Origin of the sequence: Actinomycetospora sp. (genome assembly GCF_036497245.1) — a bacterium.
Taxonomy (GTDB): Bacteria; Actinomycetota; Actinomycetes; order Mycobacteriales; family Pseudonocardiaceae; genus Actinomycetospora.
In genome coordinates this window covers 11593-38587 of record NZ_DASXJS010000134.1, presented here as the reverse complement: position 1 = coordinate 38587, position 26995 = coordinate 11593, and the positions used below count along the sequence as shown (strand labels likewise).

The following is a 26995-nucleotide window of genomic DNA, read 5'->3' as shown; positions in this document are numbered from 1 at the left end:
CCGAGACGGGGGTCGACGGCGAAATGGTCGGTCGTGTCGTAGCCGTGGGTGCGGGAGGCGAACACCGGCCCCAGGAGCACGCCGGAGGCACCGAGCTCGACGGCGTGGTCGAGCCACGGCTCGAGGTCGCCCAGCCGGTGGGTCACACCCTCCCCGCGGGTGCCCTCGGCTCCCAGGAAGCCCAACGGGTAGACGTGCCAGAACAGGGCGTGCTGCACCCAGGAGGGACTCATGGTTCCGCGGACCCTACCGGGAGCCCTCCCGCGCTCAGGCCAGCAGCGGTGCGAGCTCGGCGGCGTGCTTCTGGAGGACCTCGACGACGTCGACGCCCGCCGTCGCGACCCGCGCGGCGGCGCCGGTGAGCGCCAGCCCGGCCACGAGCCTGCCGTCGCCGGGGGCCCGGACCGGGACGGCGAGGCAGCCGTAGTCGGCCCGGAACTCGCCGCACTGGCGCGCGATCCCGGTCTCGGCGATCTCCGCGAGGCGCAGTCGGAGCTCGGTGAGGTCGACGACGGTCCCCGGGGTGAGGCGGGTCAGGGCGCCGTGGGGCAGGTGCTCCTCGTGCTCGGCGAGCAGCAGCCGACCCAGCGCCGTCGCGTGCGGGTGGCGCGTGAGCTCCTCCGGGTCGGCGGGCGGGTGGTCGGGATCGGGGTCGAGGAACACGATCCGGTGCCCGACGTAGCCGGCCAGGTGCGCGCCCCACCGCACGCGGGTGCGCAGCGCCTCCATGACGGTGCGGGCCGCCGTCGGGATCGACAGCGGCGCGGGGGCGAGGTTCGCGGCGCGCCGTCCGAGGGCGAACCCCCGCAGATCGGGGAGCCGGACCAGGTACTCCTCGGCGACGAGGAGGTTGAGCAACCGGTAGGTCGTCGCGGGCGGGATCCGCAGCTCGGTCGAGATCTCCTTGGCGGTCACCCCGACGCCTGCCGCGGCCACTGCCTCGAGCACGGCCAGGGCACTGCGGACCGCCTGGGGCTGGCGACCGCCGATCGCCCCGGCCTCCGCCGGACTCATCGGGCGGAGCCGGTGTGCACGTCGGCCGTGGTGGTCTCGTCGTAGACCCCCATCCCGGCCAGCGCCCCGGGACGCGCGCGCCGCAGCCCGAACCACCCGGCGACGCCGGCGACCAGCAGCGCGGCGACGACGAGGGGGAGCACCGACCCGCTGGTCACGACGAGGGCCACGACGACGACCGCGGCGAGCGCGGGCACGGCGACGGCGGCGATGACGACGACGCCGGGCGTGAGCTCGCCGATCCGGGCGAGGAAGCGCGGTGCGGCCAGGCAGACCAGGAGGTAGGCGGCCAGGAAGCCGACCGAGGCGACCGCCAGCACGCCGCCGAGCAGGGCCTGCGGCGGTACCCCGGCGATGGTCCCGACGACGGGTGCGACGGCGAGCAGCGGCACCGTCACGGCGACGGCGACGGCCGGGGTCTGGTGCCGACGGTGCGTGCGGCCCAGCAGTGCGGGCGCCACACCCTCGCGAGCGAGCGAGAAGAGCACCCGGACCAGGGTGTTCAGTGCAGCAAGGGTGCAGGCGGAGAACGACGCGATGATGCCGGCATCCAGGAGCAGCGGGGCCCAGGTGCCGAACGTGACCGGGCCGGAACCGCCGAGCGTCCCGGCGACGGTGAGGGCGGGCAGCACACTCGGCGCGGCGAGGTGGACCAGGGTCGCGACGAGGTAGAGCAGTGCGGCGCCGCCGGCGGTCGCCGACACCGCGCGCGGCACCGTCGCGAAGGGGCGGCGGGCCTCGACGCCGAGCGCGGTCGCGCTGTCGAAGCCGATGAACGCCGCGATCGCGGGCAGGACCCCGGCCGCCACCCCGCCGAGCCCACCCGCACCCGACACCGGGGGAGCGGCGCCCGACCTGCCGGCGCTGACCGCGAGCACGATCAGCACGACCAGGATGAGCGTGATCGAGAACCCCTCGATGACGAGCATGACCCGCCCGGTCAGGCGGACGCCCCGCACGGCGCAGGCGGCGATCGCCCCCGCGAGCACGACGATCACCGCGACACCGATCAGGGTCGTGTCGCCCGCGGCCTCGGGCCACAGCCGCTCCACCAGCGCCCGCGCGTACCAGGACGCGCCGACCAGGGCCGCCGCGACGAGCAGCCCGTAGCCGACGACGACGGAGACCGCGCAGGCGAACGCCCCGCCCGGCCCGAGGCCCTTCGCGGTGAAGCTGTAGAGCCCGCCCGCCGCGGCCATGCGACGCGCGAAGACTGCGATGCACGCGGACACGAGCCCGACGAGGACCGCGGCCACCGCGAACGACCAGGGCGCGTCGCGCCCGGCGTCCGCGGCGACGAGCAGGGGGGTCGCCGCCATCGCCCCGGCCGGAGCCGTGGTCGCCACCGACTGGGCGAGCACCCCGAACGGCCCGAGCGTGCGGCGGCGCAGACCGGCGACCGGTGAGCGCGTGCGCAGCGCGGGCACGCCCCTCATCGGTGACCGCCTCGGCTGCGCACCGACGTACCGTAGAGCGTCGGGGCACCCCGACGGAATCGCTTCCCGGGGCCCTGTCTCCGCCGAACGGGAATCACGCCGGGACGTTTTCTCACTCGGCCCGGGATTCGACCCGACGATTCTCCGTTCCGGTCATCGTGCGCAACCGGTATCGCTTGCCGTGAGAACGGCGGGAATCGCACTCCCGCCGTCACGAACGACGGGTTGACCCGCTCGGTTCCGGCCCCGGAACGTGACTCGCGTCATCAGACCGCGGTCCCCTTCCTCGCCCCATCCGGGAGCCCCCATGACCCTCGCCTCCGAGAAGGACGCGCCTCCCTCGAATCTCACCGGTTCCCTCGGCGCCGGATCCATCGTGTTCATGGTGGTCGCCGCCGCCGCTCCGCTCACGGTGATCGCCGGCGCGGTCCCGCTCGGGATCGGTGCGGGCAACGGCGCGGCCTTCCCGGCCATGTTCGTGCTCTGCGCCGTGGTGCTGGGGTTCTTCGCGGTCGGGTTCTGCGCGATGAGCCCGCACGTGCCCGACGCCGGGGCGTTCTTCACCTACATCCGGCACGGCCTGGGTCGGCCGCTCGGCCTGGGCGCCGCCTTCCTCGCCCTCGCGACCTATGCCGCCGTCCAGGCCGCGGTCTACGGATACGTCGGCGCCGCGATCGACGAGCTCGTCACCGGGTTCGGCGGGCCGAGCGTCCCGTGGTGGGTGTGGACCCTGATCCTCATGGCCATCGTGGCCGTCCTCGGATACCGCCGCATCGAGCTGTCCAGCCGGGTGCTCGGGGTGCTGCTCCTCGCGGAGATCGCGATCGTGGTGGTCCTCGACGTCGTGGTGACCGCCCAGGGCGGCGCCCAGGGACTCTCGACGGCGTTCCTCTCGCCGACGCAGATCAGCTCCGGGGCGGTCGGGATCGCCATCATGTTCGCGATCGCGAGCTTCATCGGCTTCGAGGCGACCGCGGTGTTCCGCGACGAGGCCCGCGACCCGGAGCGCACGATCCCGCGGGCGACCTATCTCGCCCTGGCCATCGTCGGCGTGTTCTACGCGATCTCCACCTGGGCCGTGGTCTCGGCGTGGGGCGACGACGCCGCCGTCGCGGAGGCCGGCGCGAACCCCGGCACGTTCCTGCTCACGACCGTGCAGAACTGGCTCGGCCCGGTGGCCGGCCACGTCGTCAGCGTGCTGCTCGTGACCAGCATCTTCGCGGCGATCCTGTCCTTCCACAACGTCGCCGCCCGCTACTGGTACGCCCTCGGCAACCACGGCGGGATGCCGTCCGCGCTGGCCCGCACCCACGCCCGCCACGGCTCGCCGCACGCCGCCTCGCTGGCCCAGACCGCCCTGTCGTTCGTGATCATCGCCGTCTGCGTGGTGGCCGGTCTGGACCCGGTCGCGGAGGTCTTCGCCTGGGCGGCCGGCACCGCGACCCTCGGGGTGCTGGTCCTGCTGGTGCTGACCTGCCTGGCCGTGATCGTGTTCTTCGCCCGCAGCGGCGTCGACCGGCGCGTCTGGCACACCCGGATCGCCCCGGCACTCGGCTTCCTGGGCCTCGCGGTCTGCCTGGTCCTCACGATCGCGAACTTCCCGGCGCTCATCGGCGGGTCGACCGCGCTCGCGCTCGCCATCGGCGGCCTGCTCGTCCTCGTCACCGCGGTCGGGATCGTCCTGGCCCTCGTCCGGCGCGAGCACGCCCCGGTCGGACCCGGCGCGGGTGAGGGGCTCACCGCCCCGCCCGCCGCCACCACGCCCGTCTGAGCTCACCCCGAATCCGGAGGAGACCACCCATGACCGCCACCGCCCCCGTCGGGGCCACGTCCACCGTCACCCACCCCCTCGAGATGCCGACCGAGGCCGAGCTGGCCACCGTCCGCGAGGTCCTCGTCGAGGCGGGCCTGCTCACCGACTCGGTGCGCTACTGCTTCGCCGACCTCGAGGAGCCCGAGAAGGCAAGCGTCCTCGCCCACCGCGACGGCGACCGGGTCGAGCGCCGCTTCCGGGCGGTCCTGCTCGACCTGGACTCCGGCCGGTCCTGGGACACCGTCGTCTCGGCGACCACCGCGCAGGTGGTGTCGTCCCGCGAGCTCGACCCGCCGCGCGACGGCCAGCCGCCGATCATCGACGCCGAGTTCGAGCCGATGGAGGCGATCCTCAACGCCGACGCGCGCTGGACCGACGCGCTGGCGGCCCGCGGGATCGACCCCGCCGACGTCCGCGCGGTGCCGCTCTCGGCCGGGGTCTACGACTACCCCGAGGAGGTCGGCCGCCGCATGGCGCGGGCGTTCGGGTTCCGCCAGGACGGCCCGGACGACCACCCGTGGGCGCACCCGATCGACGGCCTCGTCGCCTACGTCGACCTCACCGCGCGCACCGTCGACCGGGTGATTGACACCGGCGCGGTGCCGGTGCCGGAGGTCTCGGGCAACTTCCAGGACCCCGAGGTGCAGGGTCGGCCGCTGGACTCGCTCAAGCCCATCGAGATCACCCAGCCCGAGGGGCGCAGCTTCACGGTCGAAGGCAACCAGGTCCGCTGGGGGAAGTGGGATCTGCGCTACGGGTTCAACGAGCGCGAGGGCCTGACGCTGCACCAGGTGGCCTTCGACGATCGCCCTATCGTCTACCGGGCGAGCGTCGCCGAGATGGTCGTGCCGTATGCGGACCCCGCTCCGGTGCGGTTCTGGCAGAACTACTTCGACTGCGGCGAGTACATGTTCGCCCGCTACGCCGATTCGCTGAAACTAGGCTGCGACTGCCTCGGCGACATCCACTACACCGACGCGGTGATCGCCGGGGACGACGGCAATCCGCGGACCATCACGAACGCGATCTGCATGCACGAGGAGGACTACGGCGTGCTCTGGAAGCACTCCGACCTGTTCTTCACCCAGGCCAGTGAGGTCCGCCGACAGCGCCGCCTGGTGATCTCGTTCTTCGTGCCGATCGGGAACTACGACTACGGCTTCTACTGGTATCTCTACCTCGACGGCACCATCGCGCTCGAGGTGAAGGCGACCGGCCTGGTGTTCGCGTCCGCGACGCCCGGGCAGTACGCGAGCGAGGTGGCCCCGGGCCTCGGCGCCCCGTTCCACCAGCACCTGTTCTGCGCCCGCCTGGACATGACCGTCGACGGGGTCCGCAACGCCGTCGACGAGGTCGAGGCCGAGCGGGTGCCGATGGGGGAGGACAACCCGTACGGGAACGCCTTCCGGCGCAAGGTCACCCGGCTCACCAGTGAGCAGAACGCGAAGCGTCGCAACGACGGGTCGGTGGTGCGGACCTGGCACATCGTGAACCCCGAGAAGCGCAACGCGGTCGGGCAGCCGGTCGGCTATGCCCTGCACCCGGAGAACAAGGCCACGCTGCTCGCCGACGAGCGGTCGTCGATCCATGCGCGGGCGGGCTTCTCGACGAACAACCTCTGGGTCACGCCGTACCGGGCCGAGGAGCGGTATCCCGCGGGCGACTTCGTCAACCAGAACCCGGGGGCGGGCCTCCCGACGTGGACCGAGGCCGACCGTGCCGTCGACGGCGAGGACATCGTCGTCTGGCACACGTTCGGCACCACGCACTTCCCGCGGCCGGAGGACTGGCCGGTGATGCCGGTCGAGTACACCGGCTTCACGCTCAAGCCGGTCGGGTTCTTCGACGCGAACCCGGCCCTGGACGTGCCGCCGTCACGCTCGGCGCACTGTCACCGGGACTAGACAGCACACTGCCCGGGGTGCCACCTCCGACGAGGCACCCCGGGCAGCGCGGTCTGCCGCGACGTCTCAGTTGGTGGCGTCGATGCCGTTGCTGCAGCTCTTGGCGTTGGCCGCGGAGTTGCCGTGGTGGGCCTTCGACAGGACCGGGATGCTGCCGGCGTTGTCCTGGACCGGGACCTGCACGCCGAGGACGTTGACCGGGACGTCGTTGTTGCAGGCCTCGCCGGTGGTGTTCGGGGCGAAGTCGCTGGAGTTGAACGGGCCGTCCTGGACGGTGTCGTTCGCGAACGCCATCCCGGTGCCGGAGAGCAGGCCGGTGGAGATCAGGGCCGTCGCGAGGACGGTCTTGCGCAGGGTCGCCATCAGTGGCGTTCCTTCCTGGTGGGGGAGCAGCGGCCGCGCGACGAGGACCGACGACGACCGTTCGATAACGTGTCCTCAACGGCAAGATCCGCGGAAGGTCACGGTTCCGTTACGCCATTCAGACCAACGGGTGACCTTGCGGGCCTCACCACGCGGCACCGGCGGGGATCCATCCCCCGATGGTGGAGGGCCGGAGGCGTCCGAAAAGGTGTCCCACGCGCGCCCCGGGCGCCGAGCGGCCTCCCGGGAATCATTCCCCCGATCCCGGGGCTCCGTCGGGGTTCGGTGACTCCTCCGGCAGCCCGGGGTGCGCGTCCTCGGGCAGGATGCCGGGGTGGCCGTCACGACCGACCGACATGACCGCGTGCTCGTGATCCGGATCGAGCGGCCGGAGAAGCGCAACGCGATCGACGAGGCCACCGCCCGGGGCATCGACGACGCGCTCAACCGCTTCCAGGACGACCCGCAGCTGTGGGCCGCGATCCTGACCGGGACACCGGAGCTGTTCTGCGCAGGCACCGACATCGTCGCCGGGCCGGGGGAGCCGACCCCGCGCGGCGGTCCCTACGGGGTCATCCGCCGCGACCGCACCAAGCCGCTCGTGGCCGCCGTCGAGGGCCCGGCGCTCGGCGGCGGGTTCGAGATCGCGATGGCATGCGACCTCGTCGTCGCCTCCACGACGGCGTCGTTCGGCCTGCCCGAGACCCGCCGCGGTCTCGTGGCGAACTCGGGGGCGCTGCTGCGCGCGATGCGCTGCCTCCCGCTCAACGTCGCCCGCGAGCTGCTGATCACCGGGACCCGGCTCGACGGCAGGCGCGCCCACGAGATCGGCTTCGTCAACCGGCTCACCGAGCCCGGGCAGGCCGTCGAGGGCGCCCTCGGCCTCGCCGGGGAGGTCTGCGAGTCCTCGCCCACCGCGGTGTCGGCGACGTTGCAGGCGCTCGAGGAGCAGTGGGCGCCCGCCGAGGAGCACGGGTGGGCCGCGACCGGGCGGGCCGAGCACCGGATCGCCGCCGGGCCCGACAAACAGGAGGGACTCGACGCCTTCGCCGCGAAACGGGCGCCGCGCTGGAGCGACCCGAGGACCTGAGTGGGGACGATCCGGACGCCGGCCCTCGGGAGGCGCCCGCGCGTGGCACCGTGATCATCGCCAGCGCCCGCCCGCCGTTCGGAGCCGCCGTGACCTCCCCGAGTGCCCGTTCGTGGCTGGGCCCGTCCGGAGGGCTGCGGCTCGCCCTCGCGGTCGTCGTGGTCGGCCTCGGCGCCGGGCTCGGGGCGATCGTGTTCCGGTACCTGATCGTCGGGGTGACGCGGCTGGTGACCGGCGAGGACGACTACGCGGCCACACCCGGTGCCCCCTGGTACTGGTGGCCCGCCGTCGGCACCTGGTTCCTCGTCGCGGCTCCGGTCGTCGGCGGCCTGCTCTACGGACCGCTGGTCTACCGGTGGGCGCGCGAGGCCCGCGGGCACGGGGTGCCGGAGGTGATGCTCGCGGTCGCCGAGAACGACGGGCGGATCCGGCCGCGGGTCGCCGTCGTGAAGTCGCTGGCCTCGGCGCTGTGCATCGGCACCGGCGGTTCGGTCGGTCGCGAAGGCCCGATCGTGCAGATCGGGTCGGCGATCGGGTCCTCGCTCGGCGGCTGGCTGCGTGTCCCGGCGAGCCGCTTGCGGCTGCTGGTGGCGTGCGGCGCCGCGGGCGGCATCTCGGCGACGTTCAACGCCCCGATCGCCGGGGTGTTCTTCGCCCTCGAGATCATCCTGACCGACTTCACCCTCCTGTCGTTCCTGGTCGTCACCGCCTCGTCGGCGATCGCGAACACCGTCGCCCGCGCCGCCGACGGGCCGGGCGCCTTCCTCGCGCTCCCGCCCTTCCGGGTCGATTCGACGTGGGAGTACCTGCTCTACGCGGCCATCGGGCTCGCCGGGGCGCTGGTCGGCGTCGCGTTCACGAAGGTCCTCTACGGCGCCGAGGACCTGGCCGACCGCATCTGGCGCGGACCCGAGTGGCTGCGACCCGCTGTCGGGGGCGTGCTGCTCGGGCTGTTGCTGGTGGTGCTCCCGCAGATGTACGGCGTCGGCTATCCCGTCCTGCGGGAGGGCGTCGCCGGCGGCTACGCGGTCGGGTTCCTCCTGGTGCTGCTGGTCGGCAAGCTCGTCGCCACCAGCCTGACCCTGGCCATCGGAGGGTCGGGCGGCATCTTCGCGCCGTCGTTGTTCCTCGGCGCCATGACGGGCACCGCGCTCGGCGACGGGTTCGGCCTGCTCGGTGCGCCGGGTCCCGCCGGGGCGTACGGCCTGGTCGGGATGGCGGCCGTGCTGGCCGGCGCGACGCGCGCCCCGATCACCGCCGTCGTGATCGTCGCCGAGATCACCGGCGAGTGGGATCTGGTCGTGCCGCTGATGATCGCGGTCGTCGTCGCCACCGCCGTCTCCCGGGCGCTCTCGCCGGAGACCATCTACACGCTCAAACTCACGCGCCGCGGTATCCACCTGCATCCGCCGGGGACGCCGCGCTGGGCCCGGCGCACCGCGGGCGACGCGGTGCCGACCGCCGGCCCTGACGGGCTCGACGGGTCCGCCCGCCCGTTCGGGCCGGTGCGGTGGGCGCCGGTGCTGGACGCGGACCGCCCCCTCGGCGCCGCCCTCGACGACCTGACGACCGACCTCGCCTCCCGCGACGGCGGCGCGGCGGGGCTGCCCGTCCTCGCGCCCGACGGCCGTCGCCTGCTCGGCGTCCTGCGCCCCGACCACGTCGTCAGCGGGACGTCCGCGGCGCCGGGGGGCGACGATCCGGACGGTCGCTGCGTCGTGGAGCTCCTCCGGACACCGCCTTCGGGCTGGGCGCCGCCGGACGGTTTCCGGGCGCTCGACGGGAGCGACCGGCTCCTCGTCGGGCCCCGCGCTGGGCTGGACGGGCTGGTGGCCTCCCTCCGGGTGGAGGACGTAGCTCGCGATCCCGGCGACATGTGACCCTCTCCCGACGGAGACGGGAGTAGACATCGGGGGACGTCCGACGATCGACCGCCCGGAGGACACGGTGGAGCGCGAGAACGGTGGTCCGGTCGGGGCCGGCATCCCGAGCGAGATGAACGCCCTGGAAGCGATGATGTGGCGGGCGGAGGTGGATCCGCGACTGCGCTCCACCGTGACGATCGTCGACGTGCTCGACGCGCCCCCCGACTGGGACCGGCTCGTCGACGCGCACGAGTGGGCGACCCACGTGGTGCCGCGGCTGCGGGAGCGGGTCCTCGAGCCCTACTGGGGCTGGGGTCCGCCGGAGTGGGTGCCCGATCCCGACTTCGCGCTGTCCTTCCACGTCCGCCGTCAGGTCCTGCCCGCAGGGTCGGGACGCCGCGAGCTGCTCGACCTCGCCGCCGTCCTCGCGATGACCCCCGTCGACCGCGAGCGGCCGCCCTGGGAGGCCGTCCTGGCCACCGGGCTCGAGGGCGGCCAGGCGGCCTACGTCCTGAAGGTCCACCACAGCCTCGCCGACGGGCTCGGCCTCATGCAGATTCTGGGTCTGCTGCACAGCCCGGTCCGCGAGCACGTCCCCGGCAAGCCCGACTACCCCGTCCTGCCGCGCGAGGCGCCGTCACGGCTCGCGCTCACCACCGCGCGGGCCGCCGGTCTGGTCCGTGGGCTCCCGGCGTCGGTGCTCGGCACGGCGACGACCACGGCCGGTCTGGCGGGCCGCCTCGTCACCCGGCCCCTCTCCACCCTCTCGGACGGGTCCGCGTTCGTGGCCTCGGCGGCGCGGGCCGCCCTCCCTCCCGCCGCCCACGGGTCGCCGCTGTTGCGCGGGCGGAGCCTGAACCGGCGGTTCGAAGCGCTCGACGTCGACTTCGCGGAGCTGCGGGCCGCCGGGCGCGCGGCCGGAGGATCGCTCAACGACGCCTACCTCGCCGCCGTGCTCGGGGGCCTTGCGCGCTATCACCGCCGCGCGGGCGTGGTGCCCGAGAGCGTGCCGCTCGGCATGCCGGTCAACACCCGGGACGAGCAGGACCCGCTCGGTGGCAACCACTGGGCCGGGAAGCGCTTCGCGGCGCCGCTGGACGAGGACGACCCCGCCGCCCGGATCCGACGTATCCGCGCGATCGTGCGGGAGGTGATGGACGAGCCGGTCGTGGACGCCCTCGGTCTCATCGCGCCGATCCTCGCGGCCCTGCCCGCCCCGCTGCTCGCGCAGGTCCAGGGCGGCGCGACGATGGCCAACGACGTCCAGGTCAGCAACGTCCCGGGCATGCCGGGCCCGGTGTACCTGGCCGGGGCGGAGATCGTCCGGAGCTATCCGTTCGCGCCCCTGCCCGGTGCCGCGGCGATGATCGCCCTCACCTCGCACCGCGGGACGTGCTGCATCGCCGTCAACCTCGACCCCGCGGCGATCACGGACCCGGACGCGTTCCGGGCCGACCTGGAGGCCGGGTTCGCCGAGGTCCTCGCCCTGGCGGAGTAGCCCCCTCGACGTGGACCCCGCAGTGGAGCATCGTGGCGCGCCATGCCGACGGTGTACGAGGCCGCGGGCAGCGCCGACGGTGTCCGGCGACTGGCCCACGCGTGGCACGAGCGGGTCCTCGCCGACGAGGTCGTCAGCCACGCCTTCAGCCACGGCTTCCACCCCGACCACACCGAGCGCCTCGCCGCGTACTGGGCGGAGGCGCTCGGCGGGCCGACGACCTACTCGGCCGAGTACGGCGACGAGACCACCGTGGTGCGGATGCACAGCGGCAACGGCGGGCCGCACCACGAGATGGACGACCGGGCGATCGCCTGCTTCGACCTCGCGCTGGCCGACGCGGGCCTCGACCGGGACGAGGCGGTGCGCCGGGCCCTGCACGACTACTTCGCCTGGACGACCACCCACACGATGGAGCGCTACACCGCGTCCGCCGATGACGTGCCCGACGGCCTGCCCCTCCCGCACTGGGGCTGGGACGGGCCGGCCGCCGGGTAGGGCGTCTCAGAAGAGCGTGAGGGGCGTCCCGCGACCCTCGGCGTGACCGCCCTCGAGCACCTCGGCGGCGAGGGCCACGTCGAGCACCCCCATGCCGAACGGGTTGGACACGATCCGGTCGCCGGGGGCGGCCCGGCCGGGATGGGCCCCGGAGACGACATCGGCCATCGCGGCGTCCACCGCCCGCCCACCGGTGTGGCCGGGGTCGTGGCGCTCGCCCCCGGGCCCGACGACCTCGCCCCGGCGCCACATCCGGCCGAGAATCCGGCGGTCGTCGGCCGCGACCAGGTCCCAGTCGTCGACCACGAGCAGATCGGCACCACCGATGGCCTCGGGCATCAGGTCGTCGAGCGACACGTGCGCGACCAGGGCGCCCGGTGCGAGCCAGTCCAGCTCGAGGTAGCCCTCGGTGGTGGTCGTCGTGCACACCACCACCTCGGCGCCCTCGACGGCCTCCCGCGCGTCCGTCGTGCTGCCGGCGCCCACCTCGTCGGCCAGCTCCGCCGCCCGCTCTCCGACCAGGTCGTGGAGCACGAACCCGGCGTCGGGGCACTCCGCGCGGAGCAGGTCGACGTGCGTCCGCGCCAGCGCACCACAGCCCAGGACCGCGATCCGCCGGACGTCGGGCACGGCGAGCAGCCGGACCGACAGCGCGCTGTACGCCGCGGTGCGGGTGGCCGAGATGGCCGCCGCGGGCATCATCGCCACGGGCCGGGCCGTCTCCCGGTCGAAGAGCAGCGTGAGGCCCTGGGCGCGGGGCATGCCGCGCCGCGGGTTCTCGAGGCTGGAGTTGATGACCTTCAGCCCGATCGCCGGACGCCCGCCCCAGACCGCGCCGGGGAGCGCGAGGCTGCGGGCGAAGGCACCCGAGGCGGTGTGCCACGGCAGGTAGGCCTCGTCGGGCAGCGTCGTGTCCCCGCGCGCGTGGGCGGCAAGGGTGTCCCGCACGACAGCGACCGGGTCCAGGCCGCACAGCAGCGCATCGACGTCGTCGGCGGTCAGGACGTGCAGGGCCGGCTCGGCGGCTTCCGGCGGCATGGACGGTCTCCCTGGCTCGTTCGGGTCGCGGCTGGCGAGGCTAGCCTTACCTGCCGTCGATGCCCCGCGATGTGGAGGACCCGGTTGTCCCTGACCCAGACCCGTGCCGAGCCGGTACTCGACTCCGTGCTCGACGCGATCGGTCGGACGCCGACGGTGCGGCTGAGCCGTCTGTTCCCGCAGCCGGGGGTCGAGGTGCTCGCGAAGCTGGAACTGATGAACCCGGGCGGCAGCATGAAGGACCGCTCGGCCGCCCACATCGTCGCCAGCGGCCTCGCCGACGGCTCCATCCCGCCCGGCGCCCGGCTCGTCGAGTCCAGTTCGGGGAACTTCGGGGTGGCGGTCGCGATGGTCGCCCGCCTCCACGGGCTGGGCTTCACCTGCGTCGTCGACCCCAAGACCACGGGCGCCAACCTCGCGATCATCCGCAGCCTCGGCGCGGACGTCGAGGTCGTGGACTCGCCCGACGCCGAGGGCGGCTACCTGCACAGCCGGATCTCCCGCGTGCACGAGATCCTCGCGACGACCCCGGGCACGGTCTGGATCAACCAGTACGCCAACGACCGGAACTGGCTGGCCCACTACCACGGGGCCGGAGCCGAGCTGGCCGACGACCTGGTCGAACCGCCGACCCATCTCGTGGCCGCGGTGAGCACCACCGGCAGCATCCTGGGCTGCTCGCGGCGCCTGCGGGAGCGCTTCCCGGCGATGCGCACGGTCGCGGTGGACGCCGTCGGCTCGGTGATCTTCGGCGGTCCTGCCGGACCCCGCGAGATCCCCGGGATCGGCTCAAGCCGCGTCCCCGAGCTCCACGACCCGAGCGAGATCGACGAGGTGGTGCACGTCGACGACCTCGACGCGGCACTGGCCTGCCGGCGGCTGCTGGCCACCGAGGGCATCTTCGCCGGCGGCTCCACCGGCTCCGTGGTCGCGGCGATCGAGTCCCTCGTCCCACGGCTGGCGCAACAGGCCCGCGTCGTGGCGCTGTTCCCCGACCGGGGCGACCGCTACCTCGACCTGATCTACGACGACGCCTGGCTCGCGGACACGGCCCGGCGGTGCCGAGGGACGGGATGACCGTCGGCAGCGACGACGCCGCCGTGACCCGGGCGGTGCTCCGCGACCTCGTGGACGCTGCTCTGCAGGAGGACCTCGTCGCGGTCGACCCGCCGGAGGTCGACGGCGGCTGGGGCCGCGTCGGGTCCGTGCGGGTCCGGCTCCACGACGGCGGGGCGCTGCAGCGCTGGCGGGCCGTGCCCGGCGACGTGGTGCTCGGCCGGGAGGGACACCCGGTCACGCCCGCCGGGGCGGTCGAGGCGCTCGGGCTCGCGGGTCCCGGCGCCGCCGACCTCGCCGCCGACCTGACGGCGGCCGCCGAGCACGGCACCGCCGTGTGCCGGGGCCTCGCCGGGCTCGGCCCGGCGGCCCTGGACCTCCTGGCCGGGGAGCGCCGGGCCGCGACGCGCGGCCGCCCCTTCCACCCCACCGGGCGGGCCGTGAGCGGCTGGACGGCCGACGAGGTCCGTGCCTTCGGCCCGATGCGCGCCGCACCGATGCCGTGCGCCTGGGTCGCCGTCGCCCGGGACCACCTCCGTCTCGGCCCGGCAGCCGGGTCCACCGACCTGGCCGGACCGATCCTGGGTGAGCAGCTGCCGTGCCTGCACGACGCGATGCGGCGGGCCGGGGTCGGGGAGGACACCCACCAGCCGCTGCCCGTGCACCCGTGGCAGCGCGACCACGTGCTCTGCAGTGAGTTCGCTCCGGAGATCTCAGCGGGCCTCGTCGTGGGGCTCGACGTCGAGCTGGGCCGCCTCGCTCCGACGTCGTCGTGGCGCACGCTGGTCGTCGCCGACGATCCCCGCCGTCACGTCAAGCTCCCCCTCGGGGTCGCGACGCTCGGCGCCGCGCGCCTGCTGCCGCCCCGCTACCTCGACAACGGCGACCGCGCCGAGGCGCTCCTGCGGGAGGTCGTCGCGGCGGACCCGGGGCTCGGTCGGCTCGTCGAGGTCTGCGACGAGGGCCGGTGGGCCGGGTGGAGCGACGGGACCGACGAGTTCGACGACCGGCCCGGGCACCTCGCGGCCCAGGTCCGCCACTACCCGGTGGACACCACGGCGGCACCGCCCGACGGGACCGTCGCGCTCCCGCTGGGGGCGCTCGCCGCGGACGCCTGGGACGGGCTCGGCCCCGCACTCGGCGTCACCGACCCGCTCGGGTTCTTCGGCGGGCTCGCCGACGCGTTCGCCGCGATGGTGATCGGGTTCCTCGCCCACGGGGTGCTGCCCGAGGTGCACGGCCAGAACGTGGTCGCGCGCCTGGGCCCCGGCGGGATGGTCGTCGGCTTCGTCCTGCGCGACCACGACGCGGTGCGGCTCCACCCGGGGTGGATGGCCGCGGCGGGAACGGCCGACCCGGGCTACCGCATCCGGCCCGGTGCCCGGCAGTCCCTGCGGCTCGACACCCCCGAGGACCTCGTCGCCTACGCGCAGACCCTCGGCTTCCAGGTCGCCCTGTTCGCGATCGCCGACGCCCTGGCCCGGTGGAGCGGCCTGCCCGAGCGGGCCTTCTGGGGTCGGCTGCGCGCCGCCGTCGAGGGTTCCCTGGCCGTCGGCGGGCTCCGGGACGAGGTCGCGGCGGTGCTCGGGCGCGTCCTGCTGGATGCCCCGACCTGGCCGAGCCGGACGGTGCTCGGGCCGCTGCTGGCGCATGGCCGATCCGGGTCGGTGAGCATGCCCGCCGGGGTCGGGTCGGTGCCGAACCCGCTGCGCGGGTCTCTCCGATGAGCACGGGGGAGGCGCAGCGGCGGGCCCGTGCCGCCTCGGTGACCCGGCTGGTCAACGGGGTGCTGCGCGAGATCGGGCCGGCCCCGCACGGACCCGGCCCGGTGCGGATCCACGACCCGGTCTCCGGTCACGCCCTCGTGGTGACCGTGCGGGGGTGGTCCCCGTCGGGGCACCACGTCCTGGACGAGCAGGTCCGGGTGGCGGAACCCGAGGGCACGCGGGCCGCCGACCACGACGAGGTCGTCGCCCTCCTGCTCGCGGTCGTCGCCGCCGCGGCGCCGGACGAGGCCACGAAACTCATCCCCGACCGGGTCGCGGCCCTGGGTCGCCAGATCGCCGACAGCACCGCGCGGACGGCCCGCTACCTGGCAGCGGGACCGCGTCCCGGGCCCGTCGACGCCGTCGGGCGCACCCGGGACGCCGAGCAGTCGCTGCGCCTCGGCCACCCGTTCCACCCGACCCCGAAGAGCCTCGAGCTCGACGGCGCGCTCCTCGCGAGCGGGGACGGGGCGGAGCTCCTCGAGCGCTGCGCCCCCGAGCTGGGCGCCTCGTTCCGCCTGCCCCACCTCGCGCTCGACCCCGCCCTCGCCGTCGAGGCGCTGGACGGCCCGGGACCCTGGCTCCCCGACGACGCCGTCGCCGCGGCCCCGCCGGGGTGGCCCGTGATGCCCGTCCACCCCGTCCAGCTCGCGTATCTGCGCGCGCGCCCCGAGACCGCGCGGCTGCTCGCCGACGGGGCGCTGGTCGAGCTCGGTGAGTGCGGCGCCGAGGTGTACCCGACCTCGTCGGTCCGCACGGTGTGCGACCCGGGATTCCCGACGATGTGGAAGCTCCCGCTCCACGTGCGGATCACGAACTTCGTCCGCACCGTGCCCCCGGAGCACGCCCTCCGGGCACGGGACGCGAGCCGGGTCGTGCGGGCGCTGCGCGGCGGGTGGTCGTATCCCGGGTTCGGGGTGCTGGTGGAGACCGGGTGGCGTGGGGCCGATCCGGCCGTGGTCTCCGACGACGTCGCGGCGGACCTCACGGTGGTGTTCCGTGAGAACCCCACCCCCGACGGGGCCCGGGTGCTCGCCGGACTGGTCGAGGAGGGCCCGCGCGGTGAGGAGCCCGCCCTGGTGCGCGAGGTCAGGGCGTCGGGGATCGACGTCCGGGACTGGCTGCGCGACTACCTGTGGATCTCGCTCCTACCCATGATCGACATCTTCGCCCGGGACGGCGTGGGCTTCGAGGCCCATCTGCAGAACTCCCTGCTGATCACCGACGGCGGGCGGCCCGTCGGATTCCGGGTGCGCGACATGGAGGGGGCCCACGTCGATCGCGACCGCCTCCCTCCGGGCCTCGACCCGACGAGCCCCGTGGTCTACGGCGGGGACGAGGCGTGGCAGCGCCTCCGGTACCACGATGTGGTCAACCAGCTGGCCGGCGTGATCGCCACCCTGGGCCGGCACCTCGGGTCCGAGCGCGCGCTCTGGGCGGTCGTCGCGGACGCGCTGCGCGAGGGCGGCGCGTCGTCCGGACCGGCCGCGACCTGGGCGGACGACCTGCGGACCAGTGCGACCCTGCCGGCCAAGGCGAACCTGCTGAGCCGCTTCTCCGAGCGGGGCGAGGCCCCGATGTACGTGGCCCTGCCCAACCCCATCCGGGAGGCCGACCGGTGCTGAACGACCTGCTCGTGGCTGCGCTGCGCGATCCGCGGGCCATCGAGGTGCGTCGCCGGCTGTTCCGGCAGTTGATCTCCTCGCTGCTCTTCGAGGGCGCGATCACCGCCGAGGACCGCGAGGGCGGCCACGCGATCGCCGGTCGGGACGAGCGCGGGGCGGAGGTGCGCTATGTCGTCGAGACCCGGCGGGCCGTCGGCTTCGACCGTGTCCGCGTCGGGCCGGGGCCGGTGCTGCGGGTCGCGGCGGACGGAGGTACTGCCGAGGCGGACTCGCTGCCGCGGTTCCTGGCCGAGGTCGCCGACGCCGTGCTCGACGGCGCATTCCCGGGGGAGCTGGTCCGCTTCACCCGGGAGCTCGAGGAGACCCGCGTCAAGGACGCCCTGGCCCAGCACGTCCGGGCCCGCCGCGGCGACCGGCTCGCCGGGGCGGACCACGACACGCTCGAGGGCACCGTCACCGACGGGCACCGCTACCACCCGGCGTACAAGTCGCGCCTCGGCTTCGACCTGGCCGACGACGTCGCCTACGGCCCGGAGTTCCTCCAGGAGCTGCATCCCGAGTGGCTCGCGGCCCACCACTCGGTCGTCGAGGTGACGTCGTCGGCGGATGGGGCACCGGAGCTGCCCCGGGAGGAATCGAGCGCCGCCACCGTGACGGCGTGGGACATCGCGATCCGGGCCGCGGGACGCGACCCCGCCGAGTACACCCGGCTGCCGGTCCATCCCTGGCAGTTCCGCGAGCTCGTGTGGCGGGCCTTCGCCGACGAGCTCGCCGACGGGCGGCTGATCCTCCTGGGCCCCGACCCCGCGGCCTTCTCCGCGATGCAGTCGATCCGCACCCTGTCCTGCCGCACCGTCCCCGGCCGCCACCAGCTCAAGCTCGCCCTGTCGATCACCAACACCTCGACGGCGCGCGGGCTGGCGCCGCACACCGTGCGCAACGCCGCCCGGATCTCGGATTGGCTCCGGGGCCTCGTCGCCGGCGACGAGGTGCTGACATCGGCGGGGGTGATCGTGCTGGGGGAGGTCCGGGGTGTCTCGGTGAGGCCGTCCGGGCTCGGACGGGTCGATACCGAGGGGACGCTCGCGGCGATCTGGCGCGAGCCACTGGCTCCTCGGCTCGGCGCGGGAGAGCGCGCGGTGCCGATGACGGCGCTGACCGCGACCGAGCTCGACGGCACTCCGATGATCGACCCGTGGATCCGCGCGCACGGCGCCGAGCGCTGGGTGGAGGCGGTGGTCGAGGCGGTGGCGCTCCCGCTGGTGCACCTGCTGGTCGCGCACGGGGTGGCGTGCGAGTCCCACGCGCAGAACGTGTCGGTCGTGCACTCCGACGGCCTGCCCCGCCGGGTGGCGCTGCGCGACTTCCACGACGGGGTGCGGCTGTGCCGCAGGCTGCTCGCCGATCCGGACGCCGCCCCGGTGCTCGACCCGCCCCCGGCGCACCACACCAACCGGAACTCCTTCGTCGAGACCGAGGACCCCGCGCTCGTCACGGACTTCCTGCTCGACGCCTTCTTCTTCGTCAACCTCGGCGAGCTCGGGCTCTTCCTCGACGAGCACGGGCTGCTCGCCGAGGACCGCTTCTGGTCGATCGTGGCCCGGCGGGTCGACGCCCATCAGCGCGAGCACGGGACCGGCGCGTTCGACCTGTTCGCGCCCACCCTCGCCGTCGAGAAGCTCACGACCCGCCGACTCACCCCCGACACCGAACTGGCCCTGCACACCGTGTCCAACCCCCTGCACCGCTTCCGGGAGGCCGGATGCTGAGCACCAACCGGACGCGCGCGACCCTCGCCGACGACGGGACCGTGTACGGCCTGATCTGCTCGATCCCCTCACCGACCCTGGTCGAGATGATCGGGTGCGCGGGCTACGACTTCGTCGTCATCGACACCGAGCACACCCTGGTCGACCCCCAGCAGCTCGAGAACATGATCCGCGCCGCGGAGGCCGTGGGGGTGACGCCGTTCGTGCGGGTCGGCAGTTCCGGTGACACCGTCGACGCCGCCGCGAGCCTGCGGGCCCTCGACGTCTCCGCCCTCGGGATCGTCGTGCCCCACGTCCGGACCGCCGACGAGGCGGCCGCCGCGGTCCGCGCCGCCCGCTACGCCCCCGAGGGCATGCGCTCGGTCAACGGCGGACGGGTGCCGGGCTTCGGGCGGATCGACCTCGTCCTCGAGGGCGCCGCCGACCTGTCCCAGGCCTACGGCGTGACCTGGCAGACCCGGCATCCCCGCGTGCGGGCGGCGCTCGACCACGTGGCGGGGCGCTGCGCGGCACACGGGGTGCCGTTCTGCGCGATCCCCCGCACCACCGAGGACCACGACGCCTGGGTGGGCCGGGGCGTGCGGGCCTTCGTCCTCGGGGAGGAACGTGGCCTCGCCGCCCGTGCGCTGCGCTCCCACCTGGCCGGCCACCGTGGGGAGTCGTGATGGACGCCGAGCTGCTCGCCGTCGTCCGTGACCGGGTCGCCGGGCCCGAGCCGGTGTGCCTGTTCGCCTACGACCTGGCCGGGCTGCGCCGCCACGTCGAGCGCACCGTGGCGGCGCTGCCCGCGCGCTGCGCGATGTACTACGCGATGAAGGCCAACAGCGCCGCGCCGATCCTGACGTGCCTGGCACCGCTGGTCGCCGGGTTCGAGGTGGCCTCGGGCGGCGAGATCCAGAAGGTGCGGGCCGTGAGCCCCGACGCGCCGATCCTCGTCGGCGGCCCCGCCAAGACCCCGTCCGAGCTGGACCTCGCCCTGAAGGCAGGCGTGACCCGGATCCACGCCGAGAGCCTGCTCGAGCTGCATCGGATCTCCGAGGCGGCCACGGCGGCCGACGTCACCGCCGAGGTGGCCCTGCGGGTGAACCTCGCGGGCCCGTTCCCCGACGCCACCCTGGCCATGGCCGGGCGCCCCACCCAGTTCGGCATCTCCGAGGACGATCTGCCCGCCGCGATCGAGGCGGCGACGACGCTGCCCGGCCTGCGGTTCGCCGGGTTCCACCTGCACTCGTTGTCGAACAACCTCTCGGCCGCGACCCACCTGGCGATGCTCGGGCTCTACCGCGACACCGTGGCCGGCTGGGAGCGGCGGTTCGGGGTGCGCGTCGAGGTGCTCGACGTCGGCGGCGGCATCGGCGTGGACTACGGCCGTCCCGAGACGCCGTTCGACTGGGACGGGTTCTGTGCCGGGCTCGCCGAATGGGTCGCGACGCTGCCGGAGCACTGGCGCGAGATCCAGTTCGAGTGCGGCCGCTACCTGACCGCGGCGTGCGGGCGCTACGTCGTCGAGGTGCTCGACGTGAAGGCCAACCACGGCGTCCCGTACGCCCTCGTCCGCGGCGGGACGCACCACTTCCGGCTGCCGGTCTCCTGGCAGCACAGCCATCCCTTCACGGTCCTGCCCGTCGAGCGCTGGGACTCCGCCGCGCCCCGGCCGGAGATCCGCGACGCCGCGGTCACGGTGACCGGGGAGCTGTGCACCCCGAAGGACGTCCTCGCCCGCGACGTGCCGGTGTCGCTGCTCCGCGCGGGGGACGTCCTCGTCTTCGAGCAGGCGGGCGCCTACGGCTGGGACATCTCCCACCACGACTTCCTCAGCCACCCGCACCCCGAGCACGTGTTCCTGGATGGGGGTTGATCTTGCCGATCGCGGCGCTGTGGCATGCATGGTCAACGGCGTAGATCACGACTTCGTGAGCGCGCCGCACCGAATTCTTGGGCGTGTCGCTCACGATCTCGCGATCATGCTCGGCACCGCCGGGAAACGCCGCGCTCGGCAAGATCAACTGCGTAGCGGCTCCGCCGTCGGCGGCCGTGCCGGGATCGCGGGCGATCAGGCCGGGCGGGAGCCGTCGCCCAGCAGCTCGGCCTGCTTCTCGGCCTGGAAGACGTCGGCCTCGGCGCCGCGCCGCCAGTAGCCGGAGATCGAGAGCAGCGACGGCGCGACACCCCGCTCGCCGAGGACGTGCGGGCGCAGCGCGCGGACCGCCGTCGTCTCGCCGTGCACGAACGCCTGGACGCGTCCGGTGGGCCAGGCCGCCGCCCGGACCGCCGCGACCAGGTCGCCCCCGGAGTCGCGGTGGATCCAGTGGACGGTGAGGTCGCCGAGAGTGTGCAGATCGATCTCGTCGGCCGGCCCGTCGACCTCGGCGAACACGTGCACGGGCACCTCCGGCTTCACCCGCTCGCACGCGACGGCGATGGCCGGCAGGACGCTCTCGTCGCCGATCATGACGTGGGCGTCGACGTCGTCCGCGGGGGAGTAGGACCCACCGGGACCGAGCATGACGACCTCGTCGCCGGGCCGGGCGTTGGTCGCCCACGGTCCCGCGACACCGGCCGACCCGTGCACGACGAAGTCGAGGGTCAGCTCGCCCGCGGCGTGGTCGAGCGCGCGGATCGTGTAGGTCCGGACCATGGGCCACATCGAGCGCGGCATCGTCGCCCGGATCTCGGCGACGGCGAGCGGCCAGAGGTGCTCCACGCCGGGGCGCGGGAAGGCGAGCTTGACGCAGCGGTCGGCGTAGCCGTTGTCGGAGAACTCCTCGAGGCCGGGCCCGCCGAACACCACGCGGACGAGGTGGGGCGTCAGCGTCTCGGTCCGCAGGACCCGCAGCCGGTACTCCGGCTCGATCCGGCGTCGGATGGGCTGCCCGTCGCGTGCCGCGACCGCCGCCGACCTGGCCATGCCACCCCCGCTCCGTTTAGGTGAGGCTGACCTTATCGCTCCCGATCAGCCGCCACGCAACACCCCGGATGGAGGATCACCGGACCGCCCGGACGAACTTGGTCAGGAGGAGCACCGCGGTGGCACCGAAACCGCAGCTGAGCCCGATCCAGACGCCGGGTCCGTCGAGGTGGAGCACGAGGCCGAGCACCAGCATCGCGGGCACCCCGACCCCCCAGTAGCCGATGAGGCTCGCGCGGAAGCCGGACTTGGTGTCCTTGAGCCCGCGCATCAGCCCGACCGCGATGTTCTGGGCGCCCTTGGTGATCTGTTGCGCGATCGCGAGCAGCAGCAGCGTCGTCGCCAGGCCCGCGGCGGCCGCGTCGGCGGGGTCGAGGAACAGCGACAGGACGGCCTGCGGTGCCACGACGTAGACGACGGCGAGCACCAGCTGCAGGGCCCCGGAGAGGACGAAGGCGCGTGTCGCGACCTGCCGGGCCTCCTCGTGGGCGCCCTGGGCCTCCTGGGCGGCGGCCCGGCTGACCAGGATCGAGGAGCCCTGGGAGAGCCCGATGGTCGCCTGGTAGACGACGTAGGCGATCTGGTTGACCACGTTGTGCGCGGCCAGGGCGATCGGCCCGAACGCGCCCATGACCAGCGTCGCGACCGACGTGATCCCGGCCTCGGAGCCGTAGGTGAGGGCGACCGGGGCGCCGAGACGCACCAGCTCGCGGGCCTGGGCGCGGTCGGCCCGCCAGGCCTGCAGCGAGAGCGCCGGGGCGAGGTGCGGGTCTCGGCGCAGGATCGCGTAATAGGCCGCCACGTTGACCACCTGCACCGCGGACGTCGCCACCCCGACGCCGGGCGCGCCCAGCACGGGCATGCCGAGCCAGCCGTGCAGGAAGCCGCCGTCGAGCACGACGTTGACGCCGATGGAGGCGATCGTGACCCCGAGCAGCGACCCGGCGCGGTGCAGCCCGACCGCGAACTGGCGCAGCACGTTGAGCCACAGCATCGGGATGAGGCCGGGGGCGAGCGCGGCCATCGTCGGGAGTGCCACGGCCACCACCGCCGGGGCCTGACCGAACCAGGGCAGCACCGCGCCGAGGGCGGTGAGTACGAGCGCGGACACGACCCCGACCACGGTGCCCACGGCCAGACCCGAGCGCAGCAGCCCGCGCACCTCGTCGGAGAGTTCCGCGCCGGGTGCTTCGGAGCCCGCCGGTCCGCCCGAGGAGTGCCGGCCCGCCGCGGCGGCGACGAGGTTGCCCAACGGCGTCACGACACCCACGCACATCGTGCGGACCTGGTTGTGGAGCAGGATCGCGAGACCGCCCGCGGCGACCGCGGTGACGTCGAGGGAGCCGAGCATCACGAGGTCGGTGGTGGTGAGGGCGACCTGGGCGAGCTGGACGCCGGCGAGCGGCCCGGCGACGGCGAGCAGGGCCCGGTAGCCGGTGCGGGTCGCCGTCGGGGTCGCGGCGCTCATGCGACCTCCCCGCCTGCTCGACCGGTCCCGACGGTGAGGGCCTCGAGACTGCGCCCCACCGATCGCTCGCGGTCGGGGTCGTGCAGCCCGCGTTCGGAGAGCCAGTGCTCGTCGAAGAGGGTGTCCAGGTACTTCTCCCCGGCGTCGGAGACCAGCACGACGACGGTGCTGCGGGGCGGCAGCGTCGCGAGGCGTTCCAGGGCGGCGTAGACGGCCCCGCCGGCGGTGCCCCCGACGAGCAGGCCGGTGTGGCGGGCGAGCACACGGGCCGTCGCGAAGGCCTCGACGTCACCGACGGAGACGCCCTCGTCGATGAGGGCGTGGTCGACGTTGCGCCCGACGGGGAAGTCCGCCGGGTTCCCGCCGCCGGTCTGCCAGTACTTGCCGGGCTCACCGCCGAACATGATCGAGCCGGTCGGTTCCACCCCGACGGAGCGGACCCCTGACCCGAGCCGGCGCAGCTCCCGGGTGGTCCCGCACAGCCCGCCGCCGGTGCCGACCGAGGCGACGAGGTAGTCCACGTCGCCGAACAGGTCGCCGAGCAGCTCGCACGCCAGCCCGCGGTAGCCCTCGGGATTACCGGGGTGGTTGTGCTGGTCGGGCCACCAGGTCCCGTCCTCGCGGGCGAGCTTCTCGGCCAGGGCCCGGCGCGCCATCGTCTGGGGGCCGTCGGTGCCGGCCTCGCCGACCCAGACCAGTTCGGCGCCGAGCGCGATCAGGGCGCGCATCTTGTCGATGCTGGCATGGTGATCGACCACGGCGGTGAACCGGTAGCCGCGCTCGAGGGCCGCGAGGGCGAGCCCGAGCCCGGTGTTGCCCGAGGTCGGTTCCACGATCCGGCCGCCGCGGCGCAGCTCCCCGCGCCGCTCGGCCGCCGCGATCATCTGCGAGGCCATGCGGACCTTGGCCGACCCCGTCGGGTTGAGGTTCTCGAGCTTGAGCAGCAGCCGGCTCCCCGCGCCGGTCGCGCCGAGGTGGAACAGCGGTGTGTGGCCGATGAGGTCGGAGACCCGGTGGACGACGTTCTCTCTCCACCGGTCGGGCAGGGGGGCGCTCACCACTCGGGTCGCCACGTCGGCACGGCGTCGCCGGACGGGCCCCGGGCCACGAAGCGCGCGGGCAACGGGAGCTGGTGGAACCGGCTCTCGTTCTTGTCCATCTGGTAGCCGGCCGTGTTCGGGTAGACCAGCAGGTCCCCGTGCTGCGGGGATCGCGGGAACGGCACCCGGCGCCAGGTGAGCATGTCGTACTCGAGGCAGCTCGCACCGCCGACGCAGGCCGCGACCGGCTCGACGATCGGCGCCCGCGGCCACAGCTCGGGGTCCGGGAGGAACTCGCTGCCCTTCCACTGCTCCGAGATGCTCATGGAGAGGCCGTCGACGGTGACGATGCCGTGCTCGCGGCCGTCGGAGCCGACTCCGCCCCGTCGCTTGTACCCCTGCACCCCGAACACGCTGAACCCGGCGCCGTCGAGCAGGGCGCGACCCGGCTCGAGCAGCAGCCGGATCCCGTTGCGGCTCAGCTGCTCGGCGAGGCTCGGCCCTCCGCCGCTGCGGTGGCCGAGGATGGCCGCGAGCATGTCGGCCTTGGCCGGCTCCTGGTGGTACGGGTAGAAGCGGGGTGGCCTGCGTCCCGCGTGGTAGTCGCCGTCGTCGTGCTCGGCCAGGAACCGGTCCCAGTCCGCCGCGTCGACGTAGCTGACCCCGAAGCCGCCGCCGATGGAGATCGCCGTGGCGGCGTGGCCGAGCGACCGCGCGGCCAGGCAGCGGTCGACCAGGGCCGCCGCGAGCTCCGCGCGCGGTTCGGGCTCGTACCCCGAGAGATGGAACGAGAAGCCCTCGATCTCGACGGCGTCCCGCGCTTCCGCGGCCCGGTCGAGCACCTCGTCGAGCTCGTCGGCGTCGACACCGAAGCGGCTGTGCGGGTCCGTCGGCGGGAGCACCCGCAGCAGGACGCGCGCCGGGCGTCCGTTCCGGGCCAGCGTGACCAGGCGCGCGAACTCGTCGGGGGCGTCGACGGCGAGCAGCGCCCCGTGGCGCAGAGCCAGCCGGAGGAGCTCGTCGGACTTCGCGGGACCGGTGACGACGAGGTCCTCGCCGTGCAGCCCGGCCGCGAGCGCGTGGGTCAGCTCCGGGGCGCTCGCGACGTCCACCCCGGCGCCGGTGTCGACGCACGCGCGGAGGAAGCAGTCCGACCGGTTGGCCTTCTTGCCGTAGAGCACGTGGCCGTCGACCCCGGCGGAGAGCAGCGCGTTCTGGAACCCGCGGACGTTCTCGGCGAAGGTCGCCGGGTGCAGGACGTGGAACGGCCCCCCGGCGTGGCGGGCCATCTCGCCGAGGGCGCGCGGGTCCTCGAGCAGGCGCGCCGACCACGGCCGCGACCGGGCCGGCAGGGTCGGCGTGTCCCGTCGGGCGGCCTCGCCGGTGCTCGCGTGGGCGGTCGGGGCGGCGGCGGCGGTGCGGGTCAGCTCCACAGCGCGACCCGCTGACCGAGGCCGGCCGCCACCGCGCGGGTGGCCAGGGCGTGCCCGACGGGGATGTCGGTGATGATCATGCCGCTGCTGAAGGCGAAGACGCGGTCCTCCGCACCGCGTCGAGCGGGCGCGCGACCGGCGAGCACGGGAGGGAGCTCGGTGTCGATCATGGCCCGCCCGTCGTCGCCGGCGAACCGGGATCCGGTGATCCCGAGCTGGCCCTCGCTCGTGGCGAGGGCGTAGTCGGCGTCGGCCAGCGCGGTGGAGGCGACGCCCTTGCTCGCCACCGAGATGAGCAGACCGCCCGGCTTGAGCCAGGTCGTCTCGACCTTCGGGTGGGCGGCGCGGCCCGATGCGGCGATCACGATGTCGCTCTCGCGGGCGGCCGCGGCCACGTCGTCGACGAGCTCGAGCTCGTGCTCGGGGTGGTGCGCGGCGAAGCGGTCCACGGAGTCCCGCAGGCCCGTGGGGTGTGTGCCGAAGAGCCGGAAGCGCTCCAGGTGCGGCAGCGCCGACGCGAGGTAGGGCAGCGTGTTCAGCCCCTGCACCCCGGTGCCGATCATGAGCACCGAGCGGGCGTCGGGCTTGGCGCATGCCTGCGCGATGAGCGCCGTCGTCGCCGGCGTGCGCATCGCGCCAACGGTGTCCCCGTCGAGCAGGGCGAACGGCATGCCGGTCGTGTCGTCGTACAGGCTCAGCGTCGTCCAGTAGTGGTCACGGTTGTCCGAGCCCTGGCGGTAGGACGTCTTGAACCCCAGGTGCTGGCTCGGCGAGTCGTAGCCCAGCATCGAGAAGGAGACGGCGTCCCGCTCCTGCACGGGCAGCGGCATCATCAGCTTCGCGGGGCAGCTCGAGTCGCCCCGGTCGAGCGCGAGGTAGCCCTGGCGGACCGCCTCGATCACCTCCGTCGGAGGCATCTCGACCTGCGCGAGGTCGCTGCGGGTCAGGACGTGGAGCTCGGGTCGTTCCATGGCTCGAGAACCTCCGGGAGGTACGGGTGCCGGGTCGGGCACGGCTCCGCCGAATGGTCACGGTGGGTCACAGTGATCACGGATCGGGAAACGGCGGGACGGGCGCGGGATCGGACGGGCGGGCGGTCCCGGTGGTGTGTCACCGGGATGTGAACCCGTGTTCGAGAAGTTAACGGCGGCCTCGACTCGTAGGCAAGGCGAGCCTTACTTGTCGGTGGTGGCCTCCTGCACATCCAAAACCAGATGCAAACAATATTTCAGTAAAGAAAACACCAAATATGCAGCTCATCGGCCTGACTGACGTTACCCGACGGTGCTCTCCTCGACGCGGAGCGTCGTGAGGCGGCGACGAGACGGAAGAATCCGTGGGTTCACGAGATCGGCGGACTCTGGTTAGTCTCGCCTAAATTCACGCTGCGACTGCTCCGAGTCGAGTCGTG

At 74.1% G+C, this 26995-nt stretch carries 21 protein-coding genes and 1 pseudogene; 12 read left to right on the top strand and 10 right to left on the bottom strand.

The features are described 5' to 3' along the window. From VGI02_RS13975 to VGI02_RS13965, 3 genes and pseudogenes are all read right to left on the bottom strand, one after another. A pseudogene (locus VGI02_RS13975) lies at nt 1-233 on the bottom strand (alpha-amylase family glycosyl hydrolase); the annotation flags it as partial. Nucleotides 234-267: 34 nt separating this feature from the next. Next, nucleotides 268-1014: an IclR family transcriptional regulator gene (locus tag VGI02_RS13970; RefSeq protein ID WP_331627993.1), complete on the bottom strand. Its 747-nt coding sequence runs from the start codon at nt 1012-1014 to the stop codon at nt 268-270. Further along, complete coding sequence (locus tag VGI02_RS13965; protein ID WP_331627992.1) at nt 1011-2450, bottom strand: APC family permease; 1440 nt, start codon at nt 2448-2450, stop codon at nt 1011-1013. Before VGI02_RS13965 ends, VGI02_RS13970 begins: the two co-directional genes overlap by 4 nt. A 307-nt stretch (nt 2451-2757) precedes the next feature. Between VGI02_RS13965 and VGI02_RS13960 the strand changes: the two genes are divergently transcribed. Both VGI02_RS13960 and VGI02_RS13955 read left to right on the top strand, forming a co-directional pair. Next, nucleotides 2758-4221, top strand: coding sequence for an APC family permease (locus VGI02_RS13960; RefSeq protein ID WP_331627991.1), 1464 nt, complete (start codon nt 2758-2760; stop codon nt 4219-4221). Between the two features lie 29 nt (nt 4222-4250). After that, nucleotides 4251-6167: a primary-amine oxidase gene (locus tag VGI02_RS13955; protein WP_331627990.1), complete on the top strand. Its 1917-nt coding sequence runs from the start codon at nt 4251-4253 to the stop codon at nt 6165-6167. Between the two features lie 66 nt (nt 6168-6233). On the opposite strand, the gene VGI02_RS13950 is transcribed toward VGI02_RS13955, so the two are convergent. Beyond that, the gene (locus tag VGI02_RS13950) at nt 6234-6530 is read right to left on the bottom strand and encodes a hypothetical protein (RefSeq protein WP_331627989.1); all 297 of its coding nucleotides are present in this window, start codon (nt 6528-6530) and stop codon (nt 6234-6236) included. 334 nt (nt 6531-6864) lie between these two features. On the opposite strand from VGI02_RS13950, the gene VGI02_RS13945 reads away from it, so the two are divergent. The 4 genes from VGI02_RS13945 (at nt 6865) to VGI02_RS13930 (ending at nt 11481) form a co-directional block, all read left to right on the top strand. After that, on the top strand, nt 6865-7620 hold the full coding sequence (locus tag VGI02_RS13945) for an enoyl-CoA hydratase-related protein (RefSeq protein WP_331627988.1): 756 nt from the start codon (nt 6865-6867) through the stop codon (nt 7618-7620). An 89-nt stretch (nt 7621-7709) separates the two neighbouring features. Continuing rightward, nucleotides 7710-9500, top strand: a complete 1791-nt coding sequence (locus VGI02_RS13940) for a chloride channel protein (protein WP_331627987.1) — start codon at nt 7710-7712, stop codon at nt 9498-9500. A gap of 67 nt (nt 9501-9567) precedes the next feature. Continuing rightward, nucleotides 9568-10983 carry a wax ester/triacylglycerol synthase domain-containing protein gene (locus VGI02_RS13935; RefSeq protein ID WP_331627986.1) on the top strand — a complete coding sequence of 472 codons (1416 nt, stop codon included), beginning with the start codon at nt 9568-9570 and terminating at the stop codon, nt 10981-10983. Between the two features lie 42 nt (nt 10984-11025). Next, a complete protein-coding gene (locus VGI02_RS13930; protein WP_331627985.1) occupies nt 11026-11481 on the top strand; it encodes a group II truncated hemoglobin in 456 nt (151 codons plus the stop codon). Nucleotides 11482-11487: 6 nt separating this feature from the next. On the opposite strand, the gene VGI02_RS13925 is transcribed toward VGI02_RS13930, so the two are convergent. After that, nucleotides 11488-12519 (bottom strand): ornithine cyclodeaminase family protein, encoded by a 1032-nt coding sequence (locus tag VGI02_RS13925; RefSeq protein WP_331627984.1) that lies wholly within the window; start codon nt 12517-12519, stop codon nt 11488-11490. Nucleotides 12520-12603: 84 nt separating this feature from the next. Here VGI02_RS13925 and sbnA point away from each other — a divergent pair, with 84 nt between their 5' ends. The 6 genes from sbnA to VGI02_RS13895 are packed head-to-tail and all read left to right on the top strand — an operon-like array spanning nt 12604 to nt 20593. After that, nucleotides 12604-13596 (top strand): 2,3-diaminopropionate biosynthesis protein SbnA, encoded by a 993-nt coding sequence (gene sbnA / locus VGI02_RS13920; protein WP_331627983.1) that lies wholly within the window; start codon nt 12604-12606, stop codon nt 13594-13596. Then, nucleotides 13593-15302: an IucA/IucC family protein gene (locus VGI02_RS13915; protein ID WP_331627982.1), complete on the top strand. Its 1710-nt coding sequence runs from the start codon at nt 13593-13595 to the stop codon at nt 15300-15302. The genes sbnA and VGI02_RS13915 overlap by 4 nt, the downstream gene beginning before the upstream one ends. Continuing rightward, the gene (locus tag VGI02_RS13910; RefSeq protein WP_331627981.1) at nt 15299-16966 is read left to right on the top strand and encodes an IucA/IucC family protein; all 1668 of its coding nucleotides are present in this window, start codon (nt 15299-15301) and stop codon (nt 16964-16966) included. Before VGI02_RS13915 ends, VGI02_RS13910 begins: the two co-directional genes overlap by 4 nt. After that, a complete protein-coding gene (locus VGI02_RS13905) occupies nt 16960-18735 on the top strand; it encodes an IucA/IucC family protein (RefSeq protein WP_331627980.1) in 1776 nt (591 codons plus the stop codon). The genes VGI02_RS13910 and VGI02_RS13905 overlap by 7 nt, the downstream gene beginning before the upstream one ends. Next, on the top strand, nt 18729-19400 hold the full coding sequence (locus VGI02_RS13900; RefSeq protein WP_331627979.1) for an HpcH/HpaI aldolase family protein: 672 nt from the start codon (nt 18729-18731) through the stop codon (nt 19398-19400). Before VGI02_RS13905 ends, VGI02_RS13900 begins: the two co-directional genes overlap by 7 nt. Further along, the gene (locus tag VGI02_RS13895) at nt 19400-20593 is read left to right on the top strand and encodes a type III PLP-dependent enzyme (RefSeq protein ID WP_331627978.1); all 1194 of its coding nucleotides are present in this window, start codon (nt 19400-19402) and stop codon (nt 20591-20593) included. Before VGI02_RS13900 ends, VGI02_RS13895 begins: the two co-directional genes overlap by 1 nt. 195 nt (nt 20594-20788) lie before the next feature. Here VGI02_RS13895 and VGI02_RS13890 read toward each other — a convergent pair whose 3' ends face one another. The 5 genes from VGI02_RS13890 to VGI02_RS13870 form a co-directional block, all read right to left on the bottom strand. Then, nucleotides 20789-21643: a siderophore-interacting protein gene (locus VGI02_RS13890; RefSeq protein ID WP_331627977.1), complete on the bottom strand. Its 855-nt coding sequence runs from the start codon at nt 21641-21643 to the stop codon at nt 20789-20791. A gap of 76 nt (nt 21644-21719) precedes the next feature. Further along, nucleotides 21720-23111 carry an MATE family efflux transporter gene (locus tag VGI02_RS13885; protein ID WP_331627976.1) on the bottom strand — a complete coding sequence of 464 codons (1392 nt, stop codon included), beginning with the start codon at nt 23109-23111 and terminating at the stop codon, nt 21720-21722. After that, the gene (locus tag VGI02_RS13880) at nt 23108-24169 is read right to left on the bottom strand and encodes a PLP-dependent cysteine synthase family protein (RefSeq protein ID WP_331627975.1); all 1062 of its coding nucleotides are present in this window, start codon (nt 24167-24169) and stop codon (nt 23108-23110) included. Before VGI02_RS13880 ends, VGI02_RS13885 begins: the two co-directional genes overlap by 4 nt. After that, entirely contained in the window at nt 24166-25584 is a 1419-nt protein-coding gene (locus VGI02_RS13875) for a Y4yA family PLP-dependent enzyme (protein ID WP_331627974.1), read from the bottom strand. The genes VGI02_RS13880 and VGI02_RS13875 overlap by 4 nt, the downstream gene beginning before the upstream one ends. After that, nucleotides 25575-26555, bottom strand: a complete 981-nt coding sequence (locus VGI02_RS13870; protein ID WP_331627973.1) for an ornithine cyclodeaminase — start codon at nt 26553-26555, stop codon at nt 25575-25577. The genes VGI02_RS13875 and VGI02_RS13870 overlap by 10 nt, the downstream gene beginning before the upstream one ends. Nucleotides 26556-26995 lie beyond the last annotated feature (440 nt).